The following is a 20,068-nucleotide window of genomic DNA, read 5'->3' on the forward strand; positions in this document are numbered from 1 at the left end:
GGACATCACGGCCGGGAATCGAGCGGGACGGTATAAGTAGGACATGAATTCCGCCTCACACTCAGGCCGCGGCGACGCGGGCCGCGACGCCGACTGGGACGGCCCGGCACCGTCCATGGCGCCGGCGGACCTGCTGCACGACCCGCCGGTCACCCAGCGCGGGGCGCGCCGCCGTGCCGAGCTGATCGCAGCGGCGCGGGTCGTCTTCGAACGGTCCGGGTTCCTCGACAGCAAGCTCACCGACATCACGCGTGAGGCCAAGTGCTCGACGGGATCCTTCTACACCTACTTCAACAACAAGGAGGAGGTGTTCGCAGCCGTCCTCCAGGAGGCCCAGGAGGACATGTTGCACCCGGGGATGGGCCGGGTCGCCGGGACCGACGATCCGTACGCGGTGCTCGAGGCCAGCAACCGGGCGTACCTCGAGGCGTACCGTCGTAACGCCCGTCTCATGGTGCTGCTCGAGCAGGTCGCCAGCATCGATCCGCGGTTCCGCGAGCTGCGGCGCCGGCGCGGTGAGACCTTCATCCGCCGTAATGCGCGCAGCATCGCGGACCTGCAGAAGCGGGGCATCGCCGATCCGGAGATCGATCCGATGCTCGCCTCGCGTGCCCTGTCGGGCATGGTCAGCCGCCTCGCCTACTCGACGCTCGCACTGGGCGACGGCGACGGCGTGGATTTCGATGTGCTGGTGTCCACTCTGACGCGGCTGTGGGCGAACGCCCTGCGGATTCCGGAGCGAGCCGCCGCAACCACTTGAACTTGAAGTCTGATTCAACTAAACAGGGGGGACCATCCCGCGACGAGAGGAAAGCCCCGTGCACGTCGAAGACAAGGTTGCCGTTGTCACCGGAGCCGGGAACGGAATCGGCGCGGCACTCGCGGCCCGGCTCGTAGCCGCGGGCGCACGGGTGCTCGTCGCCGACCTCGACGGCGACGCCGCGTGCCGGGTGGCTCGCGAACTCGATCCGGAGGGCGCCGGTCTGGCCGTGGGCGTCGGTGCCGACGTCTCCGATCCCGACCGTATCCGTGCGATCGTCGACCGCGCCGAGACCGACCTCGGTCCCGTGGCGCTGTACTTCGCCAATGCCGGGATCGGGGGCGGGGCGGGACTCGACGCCGACGAAGCCGCCTGGGACCGCGCACTCGATGTGAACCTGCGCGCGCACGTGCGCGCCGCGCAACTGATGGTGCCGCGGTGGCTCGAGCGAGGGGAGGGCTACTTCGTGAGCACGGCTTCCGCCGCGGGGCTGCTCACCCAGATCGGATCGGCGACCTACTCGGCCACCAAGCACGCCGCGGTGGGATTCGCCGAGTGGTTGTCGGTCACCTACGGCGGCAAGGGAATCCGCGTCAGTTGCGTGTGCCCCATGGGAGTGAACACCCAGTTGCTGCACGAGGGCGAGACCGCCGGCGACGGCCTGGGCGCGGCGGCCACACGGGCCGTCACGTCCGCGGGCGCGGTCCTCGAACCGGCCGACGTCGCGGAGGTGGTGCTCGCGGGCGTCGAGGCCGAGCAGTTCCTGATCCTCCCGCACCCCGAGGTCCTCGACATGTACCGGATGAAGGGAGCCGACTACGACCGTTGGCTCGCCGGAATGCGGCGCTATCAGGAACGGTTGCTGGCCGGTATCTGACGAGCCGGGAAAACCGCTCGAAACCTGTCGGAGGTCTGTAGCACACTGGGGCGCACATCCGACGACGGGGAGGACTCATGGCCGACGCCATAGTCGCCGAGGGGTTGATCAAGAGGTACGGACCGGTCACGGCCCTCGACGGAATCGATCTGCGAGTCCCGGAAGGGACGGTGACGGCGCTGCTCGGGCCCAACGGCGCCGGCAAGACGACCACGGTGCGGGTGCTCACCACCCTGCTCGTGCCGGACGAGGGCCGGGCCACCGTAGCGGGACTCGACGTCGTCGCCGATGCACGCGCGCTGCGTGCGCGCATCGGCGCCTCGGGCCAGTACGCCGCGGTCGACGAATACCTCACCGGCTTCGAGAATCTCGAAATGGTCGGCCGCCTCTATCATCTGGGCATCAAACGCAGCCGCGAGCGGGCACGTGAGTTGCTCGAACAGTTCGACCTGGTCGAGGCGGGGGACCGGCCGGTCAAGGGCTACTCCGGCGGCATGCGGCGCCGGCTCGACCTCGCCGGTGCGCTCGTGGCGCAACCACCCGTGCTGTTCCTGGACGAACCCACCACCGGTCTGGACCCGCGGGCCCGGCTGCAGCTGTGGGAGGTCATCGACCAGCTCGTCGCGCGAGGGACGACGCTGCTGCTCACCACCCAGTACATGGAGGAGGCGGAGCGGCTCGCGGACCGGATCGCGGTCATCGACCGGGGGGTCGTGATCGCCCGCGGTACCGCCGACGAACTCAAGCGCCTCGTCGGCGGGGAACGCATCGAGCTGGGGGTCGCGGACGCCGCCACGATCCCGGCCGTGCGCCGCGAGCTCGACGACCTCGCGGTCGGCGAGATCCAGGCCGACGCGGGTTCCGGTCGCGTCACCGTGCCGCTCAGCGACACCGGCTCGACGGGCAGCGGCGCCGATGCGCTGGCCACGGCGCTCGGCCGCCTGTCCGCGGCCGGCATCCGCGTCACCGATGTGGCGCTGCGCAAACCGACACTGGACGACGTGTTCCTCGCCCTCACCGGGCACGAGGCGGACGAGAAGATCGAGGAGGCGGTGGGATGAACACGGCTCAGATGATGGTGTCGGACGGCGTCACCATCGCCAAGCGCAACGTCATCAAGATCAAGCGGGTGCCCGATCTCATCGTCTTCACGATGCTCTCGCCGATCATGTTCGTGCTGCTGTTCGCGTACGTGTTCGGCAGCGCGATCCAGGTTCCGGGGATGTCCTACCGCGAGTTCCTCATCGCCGGCATCTTCACCCAGACGGTGATCTTCGGGGCGACCTGGACCGGTCTGGGCATGGTCGAGGACCTGCAGAAGGGCATCATCGACCGGTTCCGCTCGTTGCCCATGGCGCCGTCGGCGGTGCTGGTGGGCCGCACCTCCACCGACGTCCTCATCAACGTGCTCAGCCTGGTGGTCATGTCGCTGACGGGTCTGCTCGTCGGGTGGCGGATCCACTCGTCGTTCGGGGAGGCCCTCGCCGGATACGCGCTGCTGCTGTTGTTCGCCTACGCGCTGTCCTGGGTGATGGCGGTGGTGGGGATGTGGATCCGCACGCCGGAGGTGTTCAACAACGCGAGTTTCATGGTGATCTTTCCGCTGTCGTTCGTCGCCAACACCTTCGTCGACATCTCCTCGCTGCCACCGGTGCTGCAGACGATCGCGGAATGGAACCCGGTCTCGGCGCTGACGCAGGCGGTGCGGGAGCTGTTCGGCAACACCAATCCGACGATGCCCGTCTCGGATGCGTGGCCGTTGCAGAACCCGATCCTCGCGTCGCTGCTGTGGACGGCCGCCATGCTGATCGTCTTCGTGCCCTTCGCGATCCGTCGCTACCAGAAGGCCGTCAGCCGCTGAGGGACCTTGGACCGGAGGCGCAGGTCCCCGGTCGACGCCGGATGTCCCAAGGAGCCGGAGCGAGGCCGGTCGGCGTGGGATAGTGGGCCTGCCGAGCCAGGACAGGGAAGCAGGCCGACATGGACGAATCGACCGGGAGAGAGCGATGAGCGGGCCGGTGATCGACCCTCGCCGTCACGACGCGGTGATCTTCGACCTCGACGGAGTGGTCACCGACACCGCAGCGGTCCACGCCGCGGCATGGGCGGAGCTGTTCGACCGGTATCTCTCCCAGCGCCCCGACCACGACGGTGAGAACCACCGCGAGTTCACCGACGAGGACTACCGCAAGTTCGTCGACGGCAAGCCGCGTGTCGACGGCGTCGCGGACTTCCTGGCCTCGCGCGGGATCACGTTGCCGTGGGGGAATCCCGACGACGGCCCGGACATGGAGACCGTGTGCGGTCTCGGTGCCCGCAAGGACGAGATGTTCCGGGAGCGCATCCATCGCGACGGGGTCCCGGTGTTCGAGTCGAGCGTCGAGCTCGTGCGCCGGGTGCAGAAGGCCGGACTCGACACCGCGGTCGTCACCTCGAGCCGCAACTGCACGCTCGTGCTCGAATCCGCCGGGCTCGCGGATCTGTTCGGCGTCCGAGTCGACGGCGTGGTCTCCGACGAACTCGGGCTGCCCGGCAAGCCCGACCCCGCAGCCATGCTCGAGGCCGCCCACCGGCTCGGGGTCCGCCCGGCCCGGTCCGTCGTCGTCGAGGACGCGGAGGCGGGCGTCGCCGCGGGCCGACGCGGTGGATTCGGGCTCGTCGTCGGCGTGGACCGCGTCCACCATCGCGAGGAACTGCAGCGCCGCGGCGCCGACGTGGTGGTCGAGGACCTCGCCGAGCTGGCGGTGCGCACCGGCGACCGCCGGATGTCCCAGATTCCGGACGGCCTGGCCTCGTTCCAGCAGCTGACCGCACTGCTCGGCAAACGCCGGCCCGCGGTCTTTCTCGACTTCGACGGCACGCTCTCCGAGATCGTGAACGATCCCGCAGCCGCCACGCTTCTCGACGGCGCGTCGGCGGTGCTGTCCACACTGGCGAGCGAGTGCACCGTCGCCGTCGTCTCCGGGCGGGACCTCGCCGATGTGCAGACCCGCGTCGGTCTCCCGGGACTGTGGTACGTCGGAAGCCACGGCTTCGAGCTGGTCGGCCCCGACGGGCAGCACCGGCAGAACGACGCGGCCCTGGCCGCCGTGCCCTGCCTCGAGCGGGCCGCCGCCGCCCTGCAGGAACGGCTCGACGACGTGCCGGGCGTCGTGATCGAGCACAAGCGGTTCACCGTGGCCGTGCACTACCGCAACGTCCCCCCGGACCGCGCCGACGGACTCGTCGCCGATGTGCGCGAGATCGCCGCTGCCGAGGACCACCTCCGGGTCACGACCGGTCGCAAGGTCGTCGAGCTCCGCCCCGATGTCGACTGGGACAAGGGCCGCGCCCTCGAATGGGTGCTCGAGCACGTGCGCGACGAGGACGACCCGATGCCGGTCTACATCGGGGACGACATCTCCGACGAGGACGCGTTCGACGCGCTTGCCGGCACCGGGCTCGGAATCGTGGTGTGCCACAACGAGGACGGTGACCGCCGGTCGGCAGCGCAGTTCTCGCTGGACGGTCCCGAGCAGGTCCGCCGACTGCTGCAGCAGCTCGCCGAACTGTGGGGCGAGAACCAGGAGGTCGGTCCGCGCCACGACGCCTGGACGCTGTACTTCGAGGGTTACGATCCGCCGGCCGAGAAACTGCGCGAGGCCGTGTGCACCGTCGGCAACGGGTACTTCGCCACCCGTGGCTGCGCCCCCGAATCCCACGCCGGCACCGTGCACTACCCCGGCACGTACGCCGCCGGGATCTTCAACCGCCTGACGGACGAGGTGGCGGGTCGCACCATCGACAACGAGAGCATGGTGAACCTGCCGAACTGGCTGCCGGTCACCTTCCGCATCGACGGCGGTGAGTGGTTCGACATCGACGCCGTCGACGTGCGGGAGTACTGCCAGTACCTCGATCTGCGCCGGGCCGTGCTCACCCGGCGGTTGCGTTTCCGCGACGCTGCGGGCCGCAGCACGACGGTCGTGCAGCGACGGTTCGTCGCGATGCACCAGCCGCACGTGTGCGGCCTCGAGACGACGATCGTCCCGGAGGACTGGACGGGGCGGCTCGAGATCCGGTCGGAAGTCGACGGCTCGGTCCGCAACGCGCTCGTCGAACGCTACCGGCACCTCGACGGCAACCATCTGCGGCTGCTGCACACCGCCCGGCTGTCCGAGGACTCGGTGTGTATGACGGTCCTGACCAACCAGTCCCGGATTCCCGTCGCCGTGGCTGCCCGCAGCACGCTGTGGCGCGACGGCGAACGCGTCCCCGCCGAGTACACCCTGCTCGATTCGGGAGGACGGGTCGGACACATCATCGCGCTCGACGTGGCGGCCCACCAGCCCGTGACCCTGGAGAAGATGGCGACCCTGTTCACCGGGCGTGACCTGGCGGTGTCCGAGCCGTCGGAGGAAGCGGCCCGCTGGCTGGCCCGCACGGGACGCTTCGAGGAAACGCTCGAAGGACATGTTCTCGCCTGGGTGCACCTGTGGGACCGGGTGGACATCTACCTCGGGGGCGACGGCGAAGGTCTGCGCATCGTGCGGTTGCACCTGCTGCAGATGCTGCAGACGCTGTCGCCGAACACCGCGGAGCTCGACGTCGGCGTTCCGGCGCGGGGGCTGCACGGGGAGGCGTACCGCGGGCACATCTTCTGGGACGAGCTGTTCGTGCTGCCGGTGCTGAACCTGCGGTTGCCGGGACTGACCCGCTCCCTTCTGCGCTATCGGTACCGCCGGCTGGACGAGGCGCGCCGCGCGGCGCGGGAGGCCGGTCACACCGGCGCGATGTTCCCGTGGCAGTCCGGCAGCGACGGCCGTGAGGAGAGCCAGCAGGTTCACCTCAATCCGAAGTCGGGACGGTGGAATCCCGACGCGAGCTGGCGCCAGCATCACATCGGGGTCGCGGTCGCGCACAACGTGTGGCAGTACTACCAGGTGACCGGGGACCTCGGGTTCCTCGCGGATTACGGTGCCGAGATGCTGGTGGAGATCGCCCGGTTCTTCGCCGACATCGCCACCTACGACCACGCCCGCGACCGGTACGTCATCCGGGGCGTCATCGGCCCCGACGAGTTCCATTCCGGTTATCCGGACGCGCCGTTCGACGGTATCGACAACAACGCCTACACCAACGTCATGGCGGTCTGGGTGATCCTGCGCGCCCTCGACGCGCTGGAGATCATCCCGCTGCGGATGCGCACCGAACTGGTCGACACCCTCGGTCTGACCGCGCGCGAGACCGCGCGCTGGGAGGATGTCAGCCGGCGTATGTTCGTGCCCTTCCACGATCAGGTCATCAGCCAGTTCGAAGGCTACGGGGACCTCGCCGAACTCGACTGGGAGGGATACCGGCGCCGGCACGGCGACGTCCAGCGCCTGGACCGGCTTCTCGAGGCCGAGGGCGACGACGTCAACCGCTACCGCGCGTCGAAGCAGGCCGACGTGCTCATGCTGTTCTACCTGCTGTCGGCGGACGAACTGCGGGAGTTGTTCGAGAGGCTCGGCTACGAGCTGACGGGCGAGACCATCCCGCGGACGATCGACTACTACATGGCACGGACGTCGCACGGGTCGACGCTGAGCGCGGTCGTCCACTCGTGGGTACTGGCCCGGGCACACCGCGGTCAGGCGATGGAATTCTTCGACCGCGTGCTGGCGTCCGACATCGCCGACATCCAGGGCGGCACCACGTCGGAGGGGATCCATCTCGCGGCCATGGCCGGCAGCGTCGACCTGCTGCAGCGTTGCTTCTCCGGTCTCGAAGCCCGCGGTGACCGCCTGGTCTTCGGCCCGCAGTGGCCGGAGGAACTCGGTGTGCTCGCCTTCCCGATCTTCTACCGGGGACACCACCTGCAGGTGCGGATCTCCGGCCGTCAGGTCGAGGTCAGTGCGGGCGCGGGCATCCAGCGGCCGATCGAGATCGAGTGCCGGGGCCGGGTCGAACGCCTGCATCCGGGCGACACGGTGCGGATGCTGTGACGATCCGGGAGAAGCTCAGAGCGGGCTTTCGAGCCACGAGTAGTCGACCCCGACCCAGCCGCCGGCCAGACTGAGGGTGCCGAGCAGCCACAGGGTCATGACCACGATCGCGCCGGTCGTGAGCGCTCCCGCACCCCGTACCACCAGCGACTGTTGTCCGAACCAGTGCATGAAGCGGTCGTAGCGGCCCCGCGCGAAGTGCAGCAGACGGTGCGCCCAGGCGAACTCCGAGGCCAGGATGCCCAGGCCGGCGAAGACGATGAGCCAGCCCGGGCCGGGATAGGGGATGGCCACGATGCCGGCCAGGAACACCAGTGTTCCGAAGGTCCCGACGGTGATGCGGTACGTCAGGTTCAGGGAGGGACGCCGCTCGATGCGCCGCCGCCAGCGGAGCCATCGCTGCTTCAGCCGGCGCAACGGGGATTCCGGGGTCCGGGCCTCGGCCCGGCCGGGCGAAACCGCGTGCCCACTCCGTCCTTCACTCACGATCTACCGAGCCTGCTTCTCGTCATACCAGGTTGCCGTGCACGGCAGGGTCGACCTTCAGTCTACCGGTGACCGGCGGTCACGGCGGGGCCCGGGAACGCGGACCTGCACGTCGCGGGCCGGTCCGCCGGCCGGTCAGGCTGCCGCGACGTCCGTCGGAACGGGACCGGCGGCGGTGAGCCGGTCCAGGTAGGCGGTGAAGACGGCGCCGAGTGCCACCGCGGTGTCGATCGTGTCGAGCCCGTGTATCGCCCCGACGAAGCACTCGTAGACGAGGGCGGCCGCCTGCGACGGGAACAACCCGCCCTCGTCGGCGGTCAGCGCCCGCGCCGCGTCGTCCACGCTGCTCGCCACCGTGCGGGCCACCGATCCGTGCAGCGGCACGTCGGCCGCCGCAGCGACCAGGGCGTCCGCGAGCGCGGAGGAGGGGAACGCCACCGCGGTCGGCGCGATCACCCGACGGAACATCGTTACGTTCACCATGTCGAACCTCCCGTGGAATCTCCCGAGCCGTTCGGTCGAGTGGTACCCGTACGGGCACGCTGTACACAGTGCCGCAGGGGTCCGACAACTTCGGCTGCCGACGAGTCATGCCGTCAGGACACGGCGGGCGGCGGCGCGTCCGGCGCGCATGAACTCCGGCCAGTCCCGGGTGCCGAGGAACTGCCGGTAGAAACCGACGCCCCGCACCTTCGCGTACGGCACCGGCTCGATCATCGAGACGCGCGAGGCCGCGCGCAGCCGCGCCAAGTTCTCCCGTGCCAGCTCGACCTGCTGGGACGTGCGGACCTGAGCGGCGATGTAGAGGATGCTCGCGCGGCGTTCAGCCCAGCCGGTGGCGTCCTCGCCTTCGAAGCCGGGCGGGTAGAAGCCGTTCACGGCGAGGGTGACCTCGCACGGCTGCTCGAGGTCGAGCAGCGGGTGGACGGGGAAGATGTCGACGATCCCGCCGTCGCACCAGTGGAACCCACCGAGTGCGACGGGGGCGACGAACAGCGGCAGCGCGACCGCCATGTGCACGGCCCGGGCCACCGACAGGTCGGGATACGTTCGCGGCCCGAGGTACTCGAGGCGGTTCTGCTCGATGTTCCAGATCGGCGCGTAGGCGGGTACGGGCAGCGCGGCGAGCGTCATGTCGCCGAGCAGGCGCCGGTACGTGGCCTCGAGCGCGTCGCCACGCAGGATGCCGGCGAAGCCGCGGCCCACGGTCGGTGCGACGGTGAGCAGGCGTCGCCAGTCGACGTCGATGTAGTCCGCGGGGTCGAGTGCGAGGGTGAATGCTGCGACCTCGTCGGCGGGGACGCCCGCTGCGATCGGGAAGCCGAACAGCGCGGAACCGGAGCACAGCGAGACGACCGACGGCCGGATCCCGCCCTCCTCCAGTGCGCGGGCCACCCCGACCAGCGATGCGAGCGCTCCGCTGCCCCCGGTCGCGGCCAGCGCGATCCGATCGCCCTCCCGGACACGGACCCGGAAGGGCTCGAACGCGGGAAACGGATGCAGTTCCCGGTCCCGCGTGCCCGACGGCCGCTGCAGGGCCGCCCGCGCGACGTCGAGGAGGAATCCGGTGTCGGTGCGCACGCCGTCGACCACGTCCCGACCGCGGGCGAGAACGTCGAAGTACTGGCGCACCCGGAAGATGTCGAGGACGGTGTCGAGCATGTCTCGACTGTGCGCGCGAGCCGCGGCGCGGACCAGGGTCCTCGGACCCGAATCCGAGGCGACCTACGGTGCGGCGGCGGGACGGGGAGGCGGCGCAGTCAGCGTCCGGGCACGGGGCCCGGTGAGGTCGCGGCACGGAGCTGATAGCGACGCTCGGCGTAGTCCAGGTCGTCGCGCCACAGCCGGGTGGCCGTGCGCTGCATGAGGGGGCGGAGGGCGGCGGCCGCGCGCCGGGTGGCCATGCCGAACCCCGGGCGGGGGGAGTCGGCGACGACGGCCTCGACGATCGCCGTCCGGGGACGGCCGTCCGGGCCGGTGCCACGCGGGGTCGCGTGGGTCTCGACCACGCTCCCGACGCCTTCGCCCGAGACGATGCGCATGACGACGGTGCGCGGTTCGGGGCTGGTGAATTCCGCGCGGACCGGAACCCCGATCCGGCCGGCGACCCGGAAGGTGACGTCGACGACGAACCGGTCCTCGTCGCCCGGGCTGCCGTGGGTGGAGGGTGCCTCGACCACCTCGAGGCGGGCGAACGAGTACGGATGGAACCAGGCGCCGTGCCACGGGTCGAGGCGGTTGGCGACGATGTCGGTGGGTTCGCACACCCCGACGAGGGTGGCGACGGCTGCGATGCGGGAGTCGGCGGTCGGACGCTCGGGGACGACGGGCAGTTCTGTCGGTGTCTCCCCGCCGACGTGGTCGAGCCGGACCCATACGAGCACCCCGTCGTCGTGACTCGGGAAGGGTTTCCAGCCGTACGCGCCTGCGGCGTCGATGCGTAGACCGTGCCAACGGCAGACCAGCGCACCGCAGTCCACCGCTGCCAGCGACATCGGCGCGCCGAGGTGGGGGCACGCGCCGGGGCCGACGATCACCTGCTCGCCGTCGCGCCAGGCGACGAGTTCGACATCGGCGACGGTGACGCCGAAGGGACGCTCCGCACCGATGTCCCGGCTGGCGGCCACGACGTACCAGTTGCCGGAGGGGCGGCGCTGCGAGCGGTCGAGGACGGCGTTGATCAGCTCGGGGCGGGCACCCCGGTAGGTGGGCGCCTGTGCGGCCCAGTGGTCCGGATCCATGGGCTGGACGGGCCAGGTGGCGGGCCAGCGACGGTACAGCGGATCGAGCACGCTCATGCGGGGCGCCTTTCCAGGGCGGCGAGCCGGCGCAGGACCGTCGAGCGGCCCCGGGTGGGAACCGTGTACAGGTCGTGGCCGGCAATGCCCCATTGGGCGAGAAGGGCATTGGCGGCCTCCCACCCCGTGGTGGCCGCGCGTTCCATGAGGGCCACCGGCAGGTCGATGCGGATGCCGTCGCCGGCGAGCATCAGCCGCTCGTGCGGGGTGCGGACGGTGGGCCGGTGCGCGAAATCGCCCACCCCGAACAGGGGGCAGTCCTGGCGCCACAGCGTGCGTTCCTCGACGACGCGGGCGGCGGCGGTCTCGGGGTAGATCGCGTGCAGGCGCGCGAGCACCTGCGCCTGCACATCCTCGGGCGAACGCGATTCGCCGACTCCGTCGCCGGTGGCGGCGTACGCGTGCAGTTCCACGACCGAACCGCCCGTGCGAGCGGCCCAGCCGCGGGCCTCCTCCTCGTAGCGGTCGAGCACGCTGATGTTGTCGAGCGGGCGCAGGCCGCCGGTGCCGAGGAATGCCGGGCGGTCCGTGGCGACTGGGCGATCCAGCCAGAGCCGCTGCACCAGGAACGGGGGAGCGGACCGCAGGTGCTGCACCCGCGAGCGCCACCCGGAATCACCGAGATCGGGCGAGGCGTCGACGAGGGCGCGCAATCCGGCCACGTCGAGTGCGAGGACGAGGCCGTCGGCGTCGGTGCTGCCGCCGGTGTCGTCGTGGATGCGGAAGGTCCGGGTGCCGCCGGGTTCGATGCCGGTCACCGCGGTGGCGGTCCGGATGCGCGCGCCGTGGCCCTCGAGATACCGGCCGAGCGGTCCCCACAGGGCGGTGTCGAAGTTGCCGGTGGCGACGTCGAACAGCAGGCCCTCCGCGGAGCCGAGGAAGTAGATGTGGAACATCGTGGCCAGCTCGGCGGCCGACATCCCGGCCGGGGGCGCGAAGAAGCTGCGCGAGAACACCTCGAACGCGAGGTGATTGGCCGCCTCCGGAAAACGGATGCGCTGCAGGAAGGTCTGGGCGTCGACGTCGTCGAGCCGGTCGTAGATCTCCGGCACGGACACGGTCGCGAGCGGGGCCGCGGCCCGCACGTCGATGCGCACCAGATCCTGCAGCCGGAACGTGGGACTGCGCAGCGCGAACACCAGTGCGTTCCACGGTGGGGTGTTGGGAATTCCGCGAAAGGTGTCGCGCCGGCCCGCGCCGTCGACGAGCGGATAGTCGTCGACCGCCGTCAGCCGCTGCAGATCGGGGTCGGTCCGTCGCAACAACCGGCGCAGGTTGTAGTACTGCCGGAAGAAGGCGTGGAACCCGCGGTTCATGGCGAGTCCGGTGCCGTCGTCGAGACGTTCACGCCAGCCGCCGACCCGTCCGCCCAGGTACGCCTCGCGTTCGAGCACCTCGACTTCCACGCCGCGCTCGGCGAGCGCGGTGGCGGCGGTCAGTCCTGCGATGCCGGCGCCGACGACCACCACGCGGGGCCGCTGCGGCAGATGCCCGGTGTCGGGCGCACCCCTGGAGGCGGGGTGGTGGGCGATCCGCGGGTCGCTGCCGACGGCACCGTTCATGTAACTGCCTCCTGCGGCGCCGGTGGGACCGGCCGTCGTGGTCGAACAGTGGCGAGCCCGAGCCTACCGCGGTGATGTCCGCCGCGACGGCCGACGAGCTCAGCCGCGCAGGCGTGCCGCGTGGGACGCGACAGCTTCGAGATGCTTGTCCGCTGTGCTCAGATCCAGATGGGCGTCGCTGAGGCTGTCGATGACCTCCCGCAGGTGGCCTCGCCGGTGTCGTCGTCCGCCGCCGGCTCCACCATGTCGAACGCATCGGCGAGGGAGCGCACCCGCCGGTCCAGGGCCCGCAGATCCGTGCGCAGTTCGGCGACCTGCCGGAGGAGATCGTTCAACGTGCTCCCTCTCCGTGTGTGTGTGCGGCCGGTGATCGCCCGGGCGCGAACATGCCGCCGCACGCTCACGGTAAGCCGGACCGGGTGGCGTTCGAGGCGGAACGGGCGCTCGGCTCACGGCACGGGGACCGCTCAGGACCGATCGGGCCGGTGTCCGGCACGGAAGGCTCAGGCCGGCCGGGTCGCGACGGCATAGACTCGGCTGAGCGCATCCGGAGCCGAACCCGTACGGCCCCGGGGCCGGTGGAACGGCTGAAGCCTCGTCGGACGCGCACTCCGTCGAGCGCGCAGCCGGGCGGGAGAACCGTGAACAGACACTCCGCCCTGTCCCTTCTGGTCCTGCTCTGCGTCGCCGGTTGCACGGACCGCGGCGGGCCGCGGGTTCCTTCGTCGCCGCCGGCGACCGTCCCGGCGGCCGCCGCGTGCGACGTCGCCGAGAGCGCCGGCCATCGCTACGTCTCCTCCGTCGGTCGCAACGGCCGCTACTTCGAGGATCAGCACGGTGACCCGATTCTGATCCGCGGGGACTCGCCGTGGTCCGGCATGGCGGACTGGTCGCCCGAGCAGGCCGAGCTGTACTTCGCGAATCGAGCAGCGCACGGGTTCGACGCGGCCCTCGTCTCCGTGATCGCCGACCCCGACAACGGCGGGCCGAACGAGAACGGAGCCACTTTCGACGGCATCGAACCGTTCGTCGGCGGCGACATCACCGCATGGAACGAGCCGTACTGGGAGCGCGTCGACGAGTACGCCCGAATCGCGTGCCGGTACGGAAACACGTTGTTCCTGTATCCGATCGACGGGTGGAACCTCTCGGGCGTGTTCGCATCGGCCACTCCCGAACAGGCTGCGGTCTACGGCCGGATGATCGCCCAGCGATACGCCCGGTTCCCGAACATCGTCTGGCTGACCGGCGGTGACTATTCGCCCGACACGGACGACGCTGCCGCCGGGGCCGAATCGGACCGGGTACTGCGCGCCGTGCTCGACGGGATCAGGGCGGCCGGCTCGGACAGGCCGTTCTCGATACAGCTCGGCCCCCAGAAATCGCTCTCCACGGACAACCCGTTCTGGGAGCCACTGGTGGACTGGAACTTCGTCTACACCTACCTGCCGACCTACAAGGCCGTGCTGGACGGGTACGAGCGACCGGCAGGCGTCCGGGATCCGCGTCCTGCCGTGTTCGCGGAGGGCAACTACGAGGGCGAGAACAACCAGCCCGAGACTGCGCCGACGACCGACGAGACGCTTCGCCGCCAAGCGCTGTGGGCGTTGACATCCGGCTCCCCGGGGGAGTTCCGCGGCTCCGACGACTGGGAGTTCCGGGACGGCTGGGCAGCGCGTCTCGATACCCCCGCCGTCACGCAACTCCGAGCCCTCCGTGACCTGTGGGCGTCGTGGGCGTGGTGGCAGTTGGTGCCGGACGTCGACGACCCGTTCGTCCTCGACGGGCGCGGGACCCGCGCGACGGACGACGAGACGGTGGACGTCCTGGACAACGACTACGTCACCGCCGCACGCACGCCGGACGGCGCCCTCGCCGTCGTCTATGTGCCGACGGAGCGGACGATCCGGCTCGCGCTCTCCCTGATCCCGCAGGGAGCGAGCTACGCCTGGATCGATCCCGCCGATGCCGCAGCGCCCGCGTTGCCGGCGCAGGTGGACCGGGACGGAAACGTGTCCACGCCGGGAACGAACGTCGGTGGCGCGGAGGATTGGCTGCTGGTGGTCACCGGCTGATGCGGGCTACGGGGTGGCGGGTTCCGGCCGACCGCCGGAACTGCCGGAACTGCCGGAACCGTCGGTAATGCCGGATATGCGGCACGTTTGCCTCTCCCGGACCCGGGTAAGCGGGGGGCGTACGGCTGGTGGAGATCGACGACCATCGGCGACCGCCGGTGACACGGCGGGACGGCCCGGCACAGGCAGGACCGTGCAGAAGTGCCGGCCGTATTCCCGATCCCCTCGGAAGGACAACACTGATGACGTACAGCGGATACCCGGACCCGGGCGGACGGAGCACCGACCCGCTCACCGAGCAACCCTTCACCTCCCCGGACGGTCCGATACCGGAGCCCCGGCACCGTCTCGACGAGTATCGGACGGCACGCGGCGAACCGGACGATGCGTCGTCGGCGCAGGTCGCGCAGGAACAGGCCGGCCGGGTCGCCGGGCGAGCCGCGGACGCAGGCCGGGAGGTGGCCGGAACGGCCGGCGATCAGGCTGCCCGCGTGAAGAACGAAGCGACTGCGCAGGCCCAGGACGTGCTGCGGCGCACCCGGGACGAACTGACCGACCAGGCCGCTCGACAGCAGAAGAAGGTTGCCGAGGGGTTGCGCACGCTCGGAGCGCAGTTCGGTTCGATGGCGCGCGACTCGGAGCAGCCCGGCATGGCCGGTGACCTCGTCCGCCAGGCGGCCGACCGAGCCGACACCGTCGCCTCCTGGCTCGAACAGCGGGAGCCGGGTGGAGTCCTGCACGAGGTCAGCGGTTTCGCCCGGCGTCGACCGGGGGCCTTCATCGCCCTCGCTGCGGGAGCGGGATTCGTCCTCGGCCGGCTCGGTCGCGGACTGAAGGACGCGGACTCCGGATCGGGTTCCGCGACAACACATTCCTCCGACCCGGCTTCTCCCGCGCCTCATTCGCCGACGGCGCAGTCCCCAGGGGTCGCGCACCCCGGGTTCACCGCCGCCGATCCCGGCGCCGGCGGGCCCGCCGGATACGCGTACCCGGCGCAGGGACCCGGCACGTCGGCGCCCGGAACGTATCCTGCGGGACCCGCGACGGGGGCTCCGATGCCCGGCGGCTACTCGGCGCCGGGGACGGGCACCCCGCCGCCCGGCGGATATGCACCGCCGCATCCCGGTGGGGAGGTGCGGCCGTGACTCTTCCTCCCGCAGAACACAATCGAGCCGGCGACCAGCGCTCGCTGGGCGAGTTGCTCGCCGATGTCAGCGGTGACCTGTCCACCCTGATGCGCCAGGAACTGGCACTGGCGAAGGCCGAGGCCACCCAGACCGCGACCCGTGCCCGCAAGGGCGCCGGCATGCTGGCCGGCGCCGCGGTGGCGGCGCACTTCGTGCTGCTGTTCCTGTCCATCGCCGCATGGTGGGCGCTGGGCAATGCGATCGGCCGCGGCTGGTCGGCCCTCGTCGTGACCGTCGTGTGGGCGGTCGTCGCGACGCTGCTGGCCGTGCTGGGACGCTCGGAGCTGGCTCGCGCCAAAGGACTTCCCCGCACCACCGAAACCCTTTCCCAGGTGCCCGGAGCACTTGCCCCTCATCCCCAGGAGAAGCGATGACGAACACCGACGACCCGGATCGGATCCGCGCCGAAATAGACCGTACGCGACGCAGTCTCAGCGCCGACGTCGACACGCTCGCCGATCGGGCGCGGCCCTCGACGATCGCCCGGCGCAAGGTCGGCGGGATCGGCGGCTCGCTGTCCCGGATGCGGGACAGGGTCATGGGCACGGCGCAGGACGCGACGTCGCAGTTGTCGGACACCGGCCGTTCGGCCGTGTCGTCGGCGACCGACGCGGCACGCGGCGTGCCCGCCACCGCGCAGCAGCAGGCGCAGGGCAATCCCTTGGCGGTCGGGCTGATCGCGTTCGGCGCCGGCCTCGTGGCGGCCGCGCTGGTGCCCGCCAGCCGGTCCGAGCAGCAGGCCGCCGTCGCGCTGAAGGAGACCGCGGAGCCGGCATTGCAGGAAGCTACCGACGCTGCCAAGGACACCGCTCAGCGGCTCGCGCAGCCCGCGCAGGAGGCGGCGCACGCGGTCGCCGACACGGCTCGGGATGCCGCGACGACCGTCGCCGAGGAAGGTGCCGGCGCCGCGCGCACGGTGCAGGGTGACGCACGCGACGCCGCACACACCGTCCGCGACCGGCGCTGAGCTGAGCCCGAAACGTCCCGCCCTCGGCCGGAGGGCGGGACGTTCGCCATGCAGGCCGGCGCGTCGTCGTCGCGGAAGAAGTCGTCGCGGAAGAAGTCGTCGCGGAAGAACACGATCCGGATCGCCGTGCCGAGTCCTCGGCGCTCCCCGAGGCCGGCCCCGCGACGTCAGATCATGACGGCGGCGACGGCCACGGCCACCAGAACGGATACCGCGATCGCGAGTCCGAGCAGCACCGAACCGGTGACGGCGACCGTCATGGCTGCCGCTACGGCGCAGGCGACGCCCGCCGTGCCGGACGTGTGCCGCAGACGCGAGCGGGACTCGTCGGCCTCGTCGTTATCGGTCGGTAACCTGTGCCGACCCTCGAAGGTATGGATCACGATGTACCCCCTGCCGTACCACAATGTGATCGCTCTCACATTATGCACTGATTTGTATCGCATCACAAAACGATGTCGCCAGTCGAACGCGTATCGCGTTCGTTGCGGCGCCTCCCGGGTTCGTGCACCCGGGGTGTGGATTCCGTCCGAGCGGGGTATCGGATACGGAGTCGGCAGGAAAGGAGACGGGCGTATGGAGTCGGAACGGCAGGGCAACGACGAACCGCTGGTTGCACATCCCACGATGGCTTTCGTGCTGGACGGCATACTGATTCTGGCCGTGGCGGTGGTGGGGCTGTGGATGTTCGGTTCGCTGCTGTGGGCAGTACTCGGTGGGATCTTCTGCGCGGCCACACACCTGGTGTGCCGGGCGACCGGGCATTGCGGTGCGCCCTCGGCGGCCGTCGCGCAGGCGGAATCGCAGCAGTCGATCCCGGTGACGAGCGCGGAGGTCGCACAGGCGGCCTGACGTTCGATACCCGTCTCGACGCGCACCCCGGCAACTGCTCCGACGGTTCCGCACCGGCAGCCCAGCTCGAGTTCCACGCTCTCCCGTGAAGACGCCACACCCGTTCCCGTCGACCGTCATGGACGACACCGGCACGAACGCCGCGGCGCCTTCGCCTCCCGGCCGGCGGCGCCGCACCGAGACCGCGTCCTGTGACCGGCGGTCTACCGGCCGGCGGCTCGCGCCGCGGCAAGACCGGTCGCGAATCCGGTGACGACGGCCGCGTCCGGCAGCAGCACCGCGGACGACCAGGGGATCTGCGTGAGCGCTGCCTCCGCGGACGGGAATCCGGCACCGAGCAGACCGCCTGCGAGGGCGGCGACCGTGTCGGTGTCCCCGCCGAGCGCGACGGCGGCGCGCATGGCGTCGATCGGCGACCGCGCCGTGACGATGCAGTGCAGCACGGCGGCGACGGTGTCGTACGGTTCGAGCGAAACGCCCGACGGGGCGGCGCTCCAGCGGTCCGTCGCGACCGCGGCGAGGAGGTCCCCCAGACGACGGCCACCACCGAATTCCCCGGTCGCGATGCGCGCCTCGTCGCGGGCCACCTCGAGCAACCGCTGCGCGTCCGCGCCTTCCAGCGACCACGAGGCGCACGCCGAGATCACCGCTGCCGCGCACTGCGCGTCCGGTGACGGATGCGTCACCCGGGACAGACCCAGGCTGAGTGCGCGCCGGCGATCCGGTTCGTCGACCGGAACCGCCCAACCGGCCGGAAGAGCCCGCATCGCAGCGCCGTTCGTGTCGCCACCGGTCTCGGGACGCCGGCCCGATTCGCGGAAGGCCCGGATCGCGGCCAGTGTGGAGGGCCCCAGGCCCGGGACGGTCTCGGCGCGCTCGCTGAGCAGACGCAGGAACCTCGAGCCCGGGTCCTCGTTCGAGGTCGTCGTCAGCACCTCGGCCACGAGGAGGGTGAGCGCCGTGTCGTAAGACGTCGCGCCCCGGGGCCGGCCCGGCCGGACGGGCAGGGTTGCCGCCGTCCCGAGATCGATGTCCGCGGAGTCCGCGCCCTCCCAGGGGACGCCGAACGCGTCTCCGCAGGCGTACGTGGTCAGTGCGGCCGCGATCCGGTCGCGGTAGGGGGCTGCGTCGAGTTCGTCCGTCACCGGAGCCGGTCCCTTCCCTGGGCCAGATGTTCCGCACGTTACCGGAGGTCGCCGGCAGCAGGACGGACGCGGAACCGCTTCCGTGGGCAGTCGTCGCGGTCTATCGTGGGCGTGCGGATCTCGTGTGGGAGGACCCATGACCGAACCGGCTTTCGAGGGGTTGCAGGGCACGGACGGATCGCGCCGGTTCGAGGGGCTGCGCGCCATGTTCGTCAACTGCACACTCAAACGGTCGCCCGAGACCAGCAATACGCAGGGGCTGATCGATCGCAGTGTGGCGCTGATGGAACGGGAAGGCGTCAGGGTGGACCAGATCCGGGCCGTCGACCACGACATCGCGACGGGCGTGTACCCCGACATGACGGAGCACGGGTGGCCGAGCGACGAATGGCCGCAGTTGTTCGAGCGCATCCTCGCCGCGCACATCCTCGTCGTCGCCGGCCCCATCTGGCTGGGTGACAACTCGTCGGTCACCAAGAAGGTCGTCGAACGTCTCTACGGCTGTTCGTCGCTGCTCAACGAGCACGGCCAGTACGCGTACTACGGTCGCGCCGGCGGTTGCCTGATCACCGGCAACGAGGACGGCGTCAAGCACTGCGCGATGAACATCCTCTACAGCCTGCAGCACCTCGGATACGTGATCCCGCCGCAGGCCGACGCCGGCTGGATCGGGGAGGCCGGTCCGGGCCCGTCATACCTCGATCCGGGGTCGGGCGGTCCGGAGAACGACTTCACCAACCGCAACACCGCCTTCATGACCTACAACCTCATGCACACCGCCGCGCTGCTCGTGCGGGCCGGCGGTTTTCCAGTCGGGGGCAATCAACGCTCCCTGTGGGATGCCGGTTGTCATCCTTCGTTCGAGAATCCCGAGCACCGGTGACGGCGCGACTCGGCGGGCGTGCCCCTGCCGCGCGGTGCGCGATCCTCCCGCTCGCGATGCTCGTCGCCACCGCCTGTGCGGCGACGGACGACAGCACCGACGATGCCGCCCCGGCGTCGGGCCCCGCGGTGACCGCGGCCGGAGAGTCGACGGTGGTCACCACGGCGAACGGTCCCCTCGGTGAGATGCTCTTCGACCGGACGGACCAGGCGATCTACATCTTCGACCGGGAGGTGGGCACGGTTCCCGACTGCTACGGGGACTGCGCCGTGGCGTGGCCGCCGGTCCTCACCGTCGGCGCCCCCGTCGCGGCCGGCGACGCCGACCAGGCACTGCTGGGGACCACGGCGCGCTCCGACGGGACCACCCAGGTCACGTACGCCGGGCATCCGCTGTACTTCTATGCCGACGAGGAACCCGGGCAGGTGCTGTGCCACCGGGTGGAGGAGTTCGGCGGGCTGTGGCTGGCGGTCGACGAGGTCGGCGTCCCACTCCCGTGACCCGAGGTCA

At 70.7% G+C, this 20,068-nt stretch carries 20 protein-coding genes; 12 read left to right on the forward strand and 8 right to left on the reverse strand.

Annotated elements, in window-relative coordinates:
- Positions 1 to 43 precede the first annotated feature (43 nt).
- From F1734_RS05040 to otsB, 5 genes are all read left to right on the forward strand, one after another.
- Complete coding sequence (locus tag F1734_RS05040) at positions 44 to 760, forward strand: TetR/AcrR family transcriptional regulator (protein ID WP_003935934.1); 717 nt, start codon at positions 44 to 46, stop codon at positions 758 to 760.
- A gap of 58 nt (positions 761 to 818) precedes the next feature.
- Complete coding sequence (locus tag F1734_RS05045) at positions 819 to 1,637, forward strand: SDR family oxidoreductase (RefSeq protein ID WP_017680933.1); 819 nt, start codon at positions 819 to 821, stop codon at positions 1,635 to 1,637.
- 77 nt (positions 1,638 to 1,714) lie between these two features.
- Positions 1,715 to 2,698 carry a daunorubicin resistance protein DrrA family ABC transporter ATP-binding protein gene (locus F1734_RS05050; protein WP_010594539.1) on the forward strand — a complete coding sequence of 328 codons (984 nt, stop codon included), beginning with the start codon at positions 1,715 to 1,717 and terminating at the stop codon, positions 2,696 to 2,698.
- The gene (locus tag F1734_RS05055; RefSeq protein WP_010594538.1) at positions 2,695 to 3,498 is read left to right on the forward strand and encodes an ABC transporter permease; all 804 of its coding nucleotides are present in this window, start codon (positions 2,695 to 2,697) and stop codon (positions 3,496 to 3,498) included. Before F1734_RS05050 ends, F1734_RS05055 begins: the two co-directional genes overlap by 4 nt.
- Positions 3,499 to 3,643: 145 nt before the next feature.
- Entirely contained in the window at positions 3,644 to 7,603 is a 3,960-nt protein-coding gene (gene otsB, locus F1734_RS05060; RefSeq protein WP_203011401.1) for a trehalose-phosphatase, read from the forward strand.
- 15 nt (positions 7,604 to 7,618) lie between these two features.
- On the opposite strand, the gene F1734_RS05065 is transcribed toward otsB, so the two are convergent.
- The 6 genes from F1734_RS05065 to F1734_RS05090 all read right to left on the reverse strand — a co-directional run bounded on the left by F1734_RS05065 (position 7,619) and on the right by F1734_RS05090 (position 12,784).
- On the reverse strand, positions 7,619 to 8,020 hold the full coding sequence (locus F1734_RS05065; RefSeq protein ID WP_010594536.1) for a TIGR02611 family protein: 402 nt from the start codon (positions 8,018 to 8,020) through the stop codon (positions 7,619 to 7,621).
- Between the two features lie 204 nt (positions 8,021 to 8,224).
- Complete coding sequence (locus tag F1734_RS05070; protein ID WP_172603504.1) at positions 8,225 to 8,572, reverse strand: hypothetical protein; 348 nt, start codon at positions 8,570 to 8,572, stop codon at positions 8,225 to 8,227.
- A 105-nt stretch (positions 8,573 to 8,677) separates the two neighbouring features.
- On the reverse strand, positions 8,678 to 9,751 hold the full coding sequence (locus tag F1734_RS05075; RefSeq protein WP_203011402.1) for a patatin-like phospholipase family protein: 1,074 nt from the start codon (positions 9,749 to 9,751) through the stop codon (positions 8,678 to 8,680).
- Between the two features lie 98 nt (positions 9,752 to 9,849).
- Positions 9,850 to 10,887 (reverse strand): DUF5914 domain-containing protein, encoded by a 1,038-nt coding sequence (locus tag F1734_RS05080; protein ID WP_010594533.1) that lies wholly within the window; start codon positions 10,885 to 10,887, stop codon positions 9,850 to 9,852.
- Positions 10,884 to 12,449, reverse strand: coding sequence for an FAD-dependent oxidoreductase (locus F1734_RS05085; RefSeq protein ID WP_017680930.1), 1,566 nt, complete (start codon positions 12,447 to 12,449; stop codon positions 10,884 to 10,886). The genes F1734_RS05080 and F1734_RS05085 overlap by 4 nt, the downstream gene beginning before the upstream one ends.
- A gap of 158 nt (positions 12,450 to 12,607) precedes the next feature.
- Positions 12,608 to 12,784, reverse strand: coding sequence for a hypothetical protein (locus tag F1734_RS05090; RefSeq protein WP_238424104.1), 177 nt, complete (start codon positions 12,782 to 12,784; stop codon positions 12,608 to 12,610).
- 306 nt (positions 12,785 to 13,090) lie between these two features.
- On the opposite strand from F1734_RS05090, the gene F1734_RS05095 reads away from it, so the two are divergent.
- The 4 genes from F1734_RS05095 (at position 13,091) to F1734_RS05110 (ending at position 16,678) form a co-directional block, all read left to right on the forward strand.
- Positions 13,091 to 14,524 (forward strand): glycoside hydrolase family 140 protein, encoded by a 1,434-nt coding sequence (locus tag F1734_RS05095; protein ID WP_203011403.1) that lies wholly within the window; start codon positions 13,091 to 13,093, stop codon positions 14,522 to 14,524.
- A gap of 242 nt (positions 14,525 to 14,766) precedes the next feature.
- The gene (locus F1734_RS05100; RefSeq protein ID WP_040273799.1) at positions 14,767 to 15,669 is read left to right on the forward strand and encodes an ATP synthase subunit B family protein; all 903 of its coding nucleotides are present in this window, start codon (positions 14,767 to 14,769) and stop codon (positions 15,667 to 15,669) included.
- Positions 15,666 to 16,085 carry a phage holin family protein gene (locus F1734_RS05105; RefSeq protein ID WP_010594527.1) on the forward strand — a complete coding sequence of 140 codons (420 nt, stop codon included), beginning with the start codon at positions 15,666 to 15,668 and terminating at the stop codon, positions 16,083 to 16,085. The genes F1734_RS05100 and F1734_RS05105 overlap by 4 nt, the downstream gene beginning before the upstream one ends.
- The gene (locus F1734_RS05110) at positions 16,082 to 16,678 is read left to right on the forward strand and encodes a DUF3618 domain-containing protein (protein ID WP_040273802.1); all 597 of its coding nucleotides are present in this window, start codon (positions 16,082 to 16,084) and stop codon (positions 16,676 to 16,678) included. The genes F1734_RS05105 and F1734_RS05110 overlap by 4 nt, the downstream gene beginning before the upstream one ends.
- A 167-nt stretch (positions 16,679 to 16,845) precedes the next feature.
- Here F1734_RS05110 and F1734_RS05115 read toward each other — a convergent pair whose 3' ends face one another.
- A complete protein-coding gene (locus F1734_RS05115; RefSeq protein ID WP_040273804.1) occupies positions 16,846 to 17,061 on the reverse strand; it encodes a hypothetical protein in 216 nt (71 codons plus the stop codon).
- A gap of 193 nt (positions 17,062 to 17,254) precedes the next feature.
- On the opposite strand from F1734_RS05115, the gene F1734_RS05120 reads away from it, so the two are divergent.
- A complete protein-coding gene (locus F1734_RS05120) occupies positions 17,255 to 17,530 on the forward strand; it encodes a hypothetical protein (protein WP_010594524.1) in 276 nt (91 codons plus the stop codon).
- A 203-nt stretch (positions 17,531 to 17,733) separates the two neighbouring features.
- Here the strand turns inward: F1734_RS05120 and F1734_RS05125 are convergent, their stop codons facing one another.
- On the reverse strand, positions 17,734 to 18,675 hold the full coding sequence (locus F1734_RS05125; protein ID WP_203011404.1) for an ADP-ribosylglycohydrolase family protein: 942 nt from the start codon (positions 18,673 to 18,675) through the stop codon (positions 17,734 to 17,736).
- 136 nt (positions 18,676 to 18,811) lie between these two features.
- On the opposite strand from F1734_RS05125, the gene F1734_RS05130 reads away from it, so the two are divergent.
- Positions 18,812 to 19,558: a flavodoxin family protein gene (locus tag F1734_RS05130; RefSeq protein WP_010594522.1), complete on the forward strand. Its 747-nt coding sequence runs from the start codon at positions 18,812 to 18,814 to the stop codon at positions 19,556 to 19,558.
- Positions 19,555 to 20,058 (forward strand): COG4315 family predicted lipoprotein, encoded by a 504-nt coding sequence (locus F1734_RS05135; protein ID WP_017680923.1) that lies wholly within the window; start codon positions 19,555 to 19,557, stop codon positions 20,056 to 20,058. Before F1734_RS05130 ends, F1734_RS05135 begins: the two co-directional genes overlap by 4 nt.
- The last annotated feature ends 10 nt before the right edge of the window (positions 20,059 to 20,068 follow it).

The sequence above is a fragment of the Rhodococcus ruber genome (assembly GCF_016804345.1).
GTDB lineage: Bacteria > Actinomycetota > Actinomycetes > Mycobacteriales > Mycobacteriaceae > Rhodococcus > Rhodococcus ruber.

Excerpts from the sequence above, each read along its gene's own strand:
- F1734_RS05040 (WP_003935934.1), top strand. The coding sequence starts at position 44 with ATGAATTCCGCCTCACACTCAGGCCGCGGCGACGCGGGCCGCGACGCC.
- F1734_RS05050 (WP_010594539.1), top strand. The coding sequence starts at position 1,715 with ATGGCCGACGCCATAGTCGCCGAGGGGTTGATCAAGAGGTACGGACCG.
- F1734_RS05055 (WP_010594538.1), top strand. The coding sequence starts at position 2,695 with ATGAACACGGCTCAGATGATGGTGTCGGACGGCGTCACCATCGCCAAG.
- otsB (WP_203011401.1), top strand. The coding sequence starts at position 3,644 with ATGAGCGGGCCGGTGATCGACCCTCGCCGTCACGACGCGGTGATCTTC.
- F1734_RS05070 (WP_172603504.1), bottom strand. The coding sequence starts at position 8,572 with ATGGTGAACGTAACGATGTTCCGTCGGGTGATCGCGCCGACCGCGGTG.
- F1734_RS05075 (WP_203011402.1), bottom strand. The coding sequence starts at position 9,751 with ATGCTCGACACCGTCCTCGACATCTTCCGGGTGCGCCAGTACTTCGAC.
- F1734_RS05080 (WP_010594533.1), bottom strand. The coding sequence starts at position 10,887 with ATGAGCGTGCTCGATCCGCTGTACCGTCGCTGGCCCGCCACCTGGCCC.
- F1734_RS05085 (WP_017680930.1), bottom strand. The coding sequence starts at position 12,449 with ATGAACGGTGCCGTCGGCAGCGACCCGCGGATCGCCCACCACCCCGCC.
- F1734_RS05100 (WP_040273799.1), top strand. The coding sequence starts at position 14,767 with ATGACGTACAGCGGATACCCGGACCCGGGCGGACGGAGCACCGACCCG.
- F1734_RS05110 (WP_040273802.1), top strand. The coding sequence starts at position 16,082 with ATGACGAACACCGACGACCCGGATCGGATCCGCGCCGAAATAGACCGT.
- F1734_RS05120 (WP_010594524.1), top strand. The coding sequence starts at position 17,255 with ATGGAGTCGGAACGGCAGGGCAACGACGAACCGCTGGTTGCACATCCC.
- F1734_RS05130 (WP_010594522.1), top strand. The coding sequence starts at position 18,812 with ATGACCGAACCGGCTTTCGAGGGGTTGCAGGGCACGGACGGATCGCGC.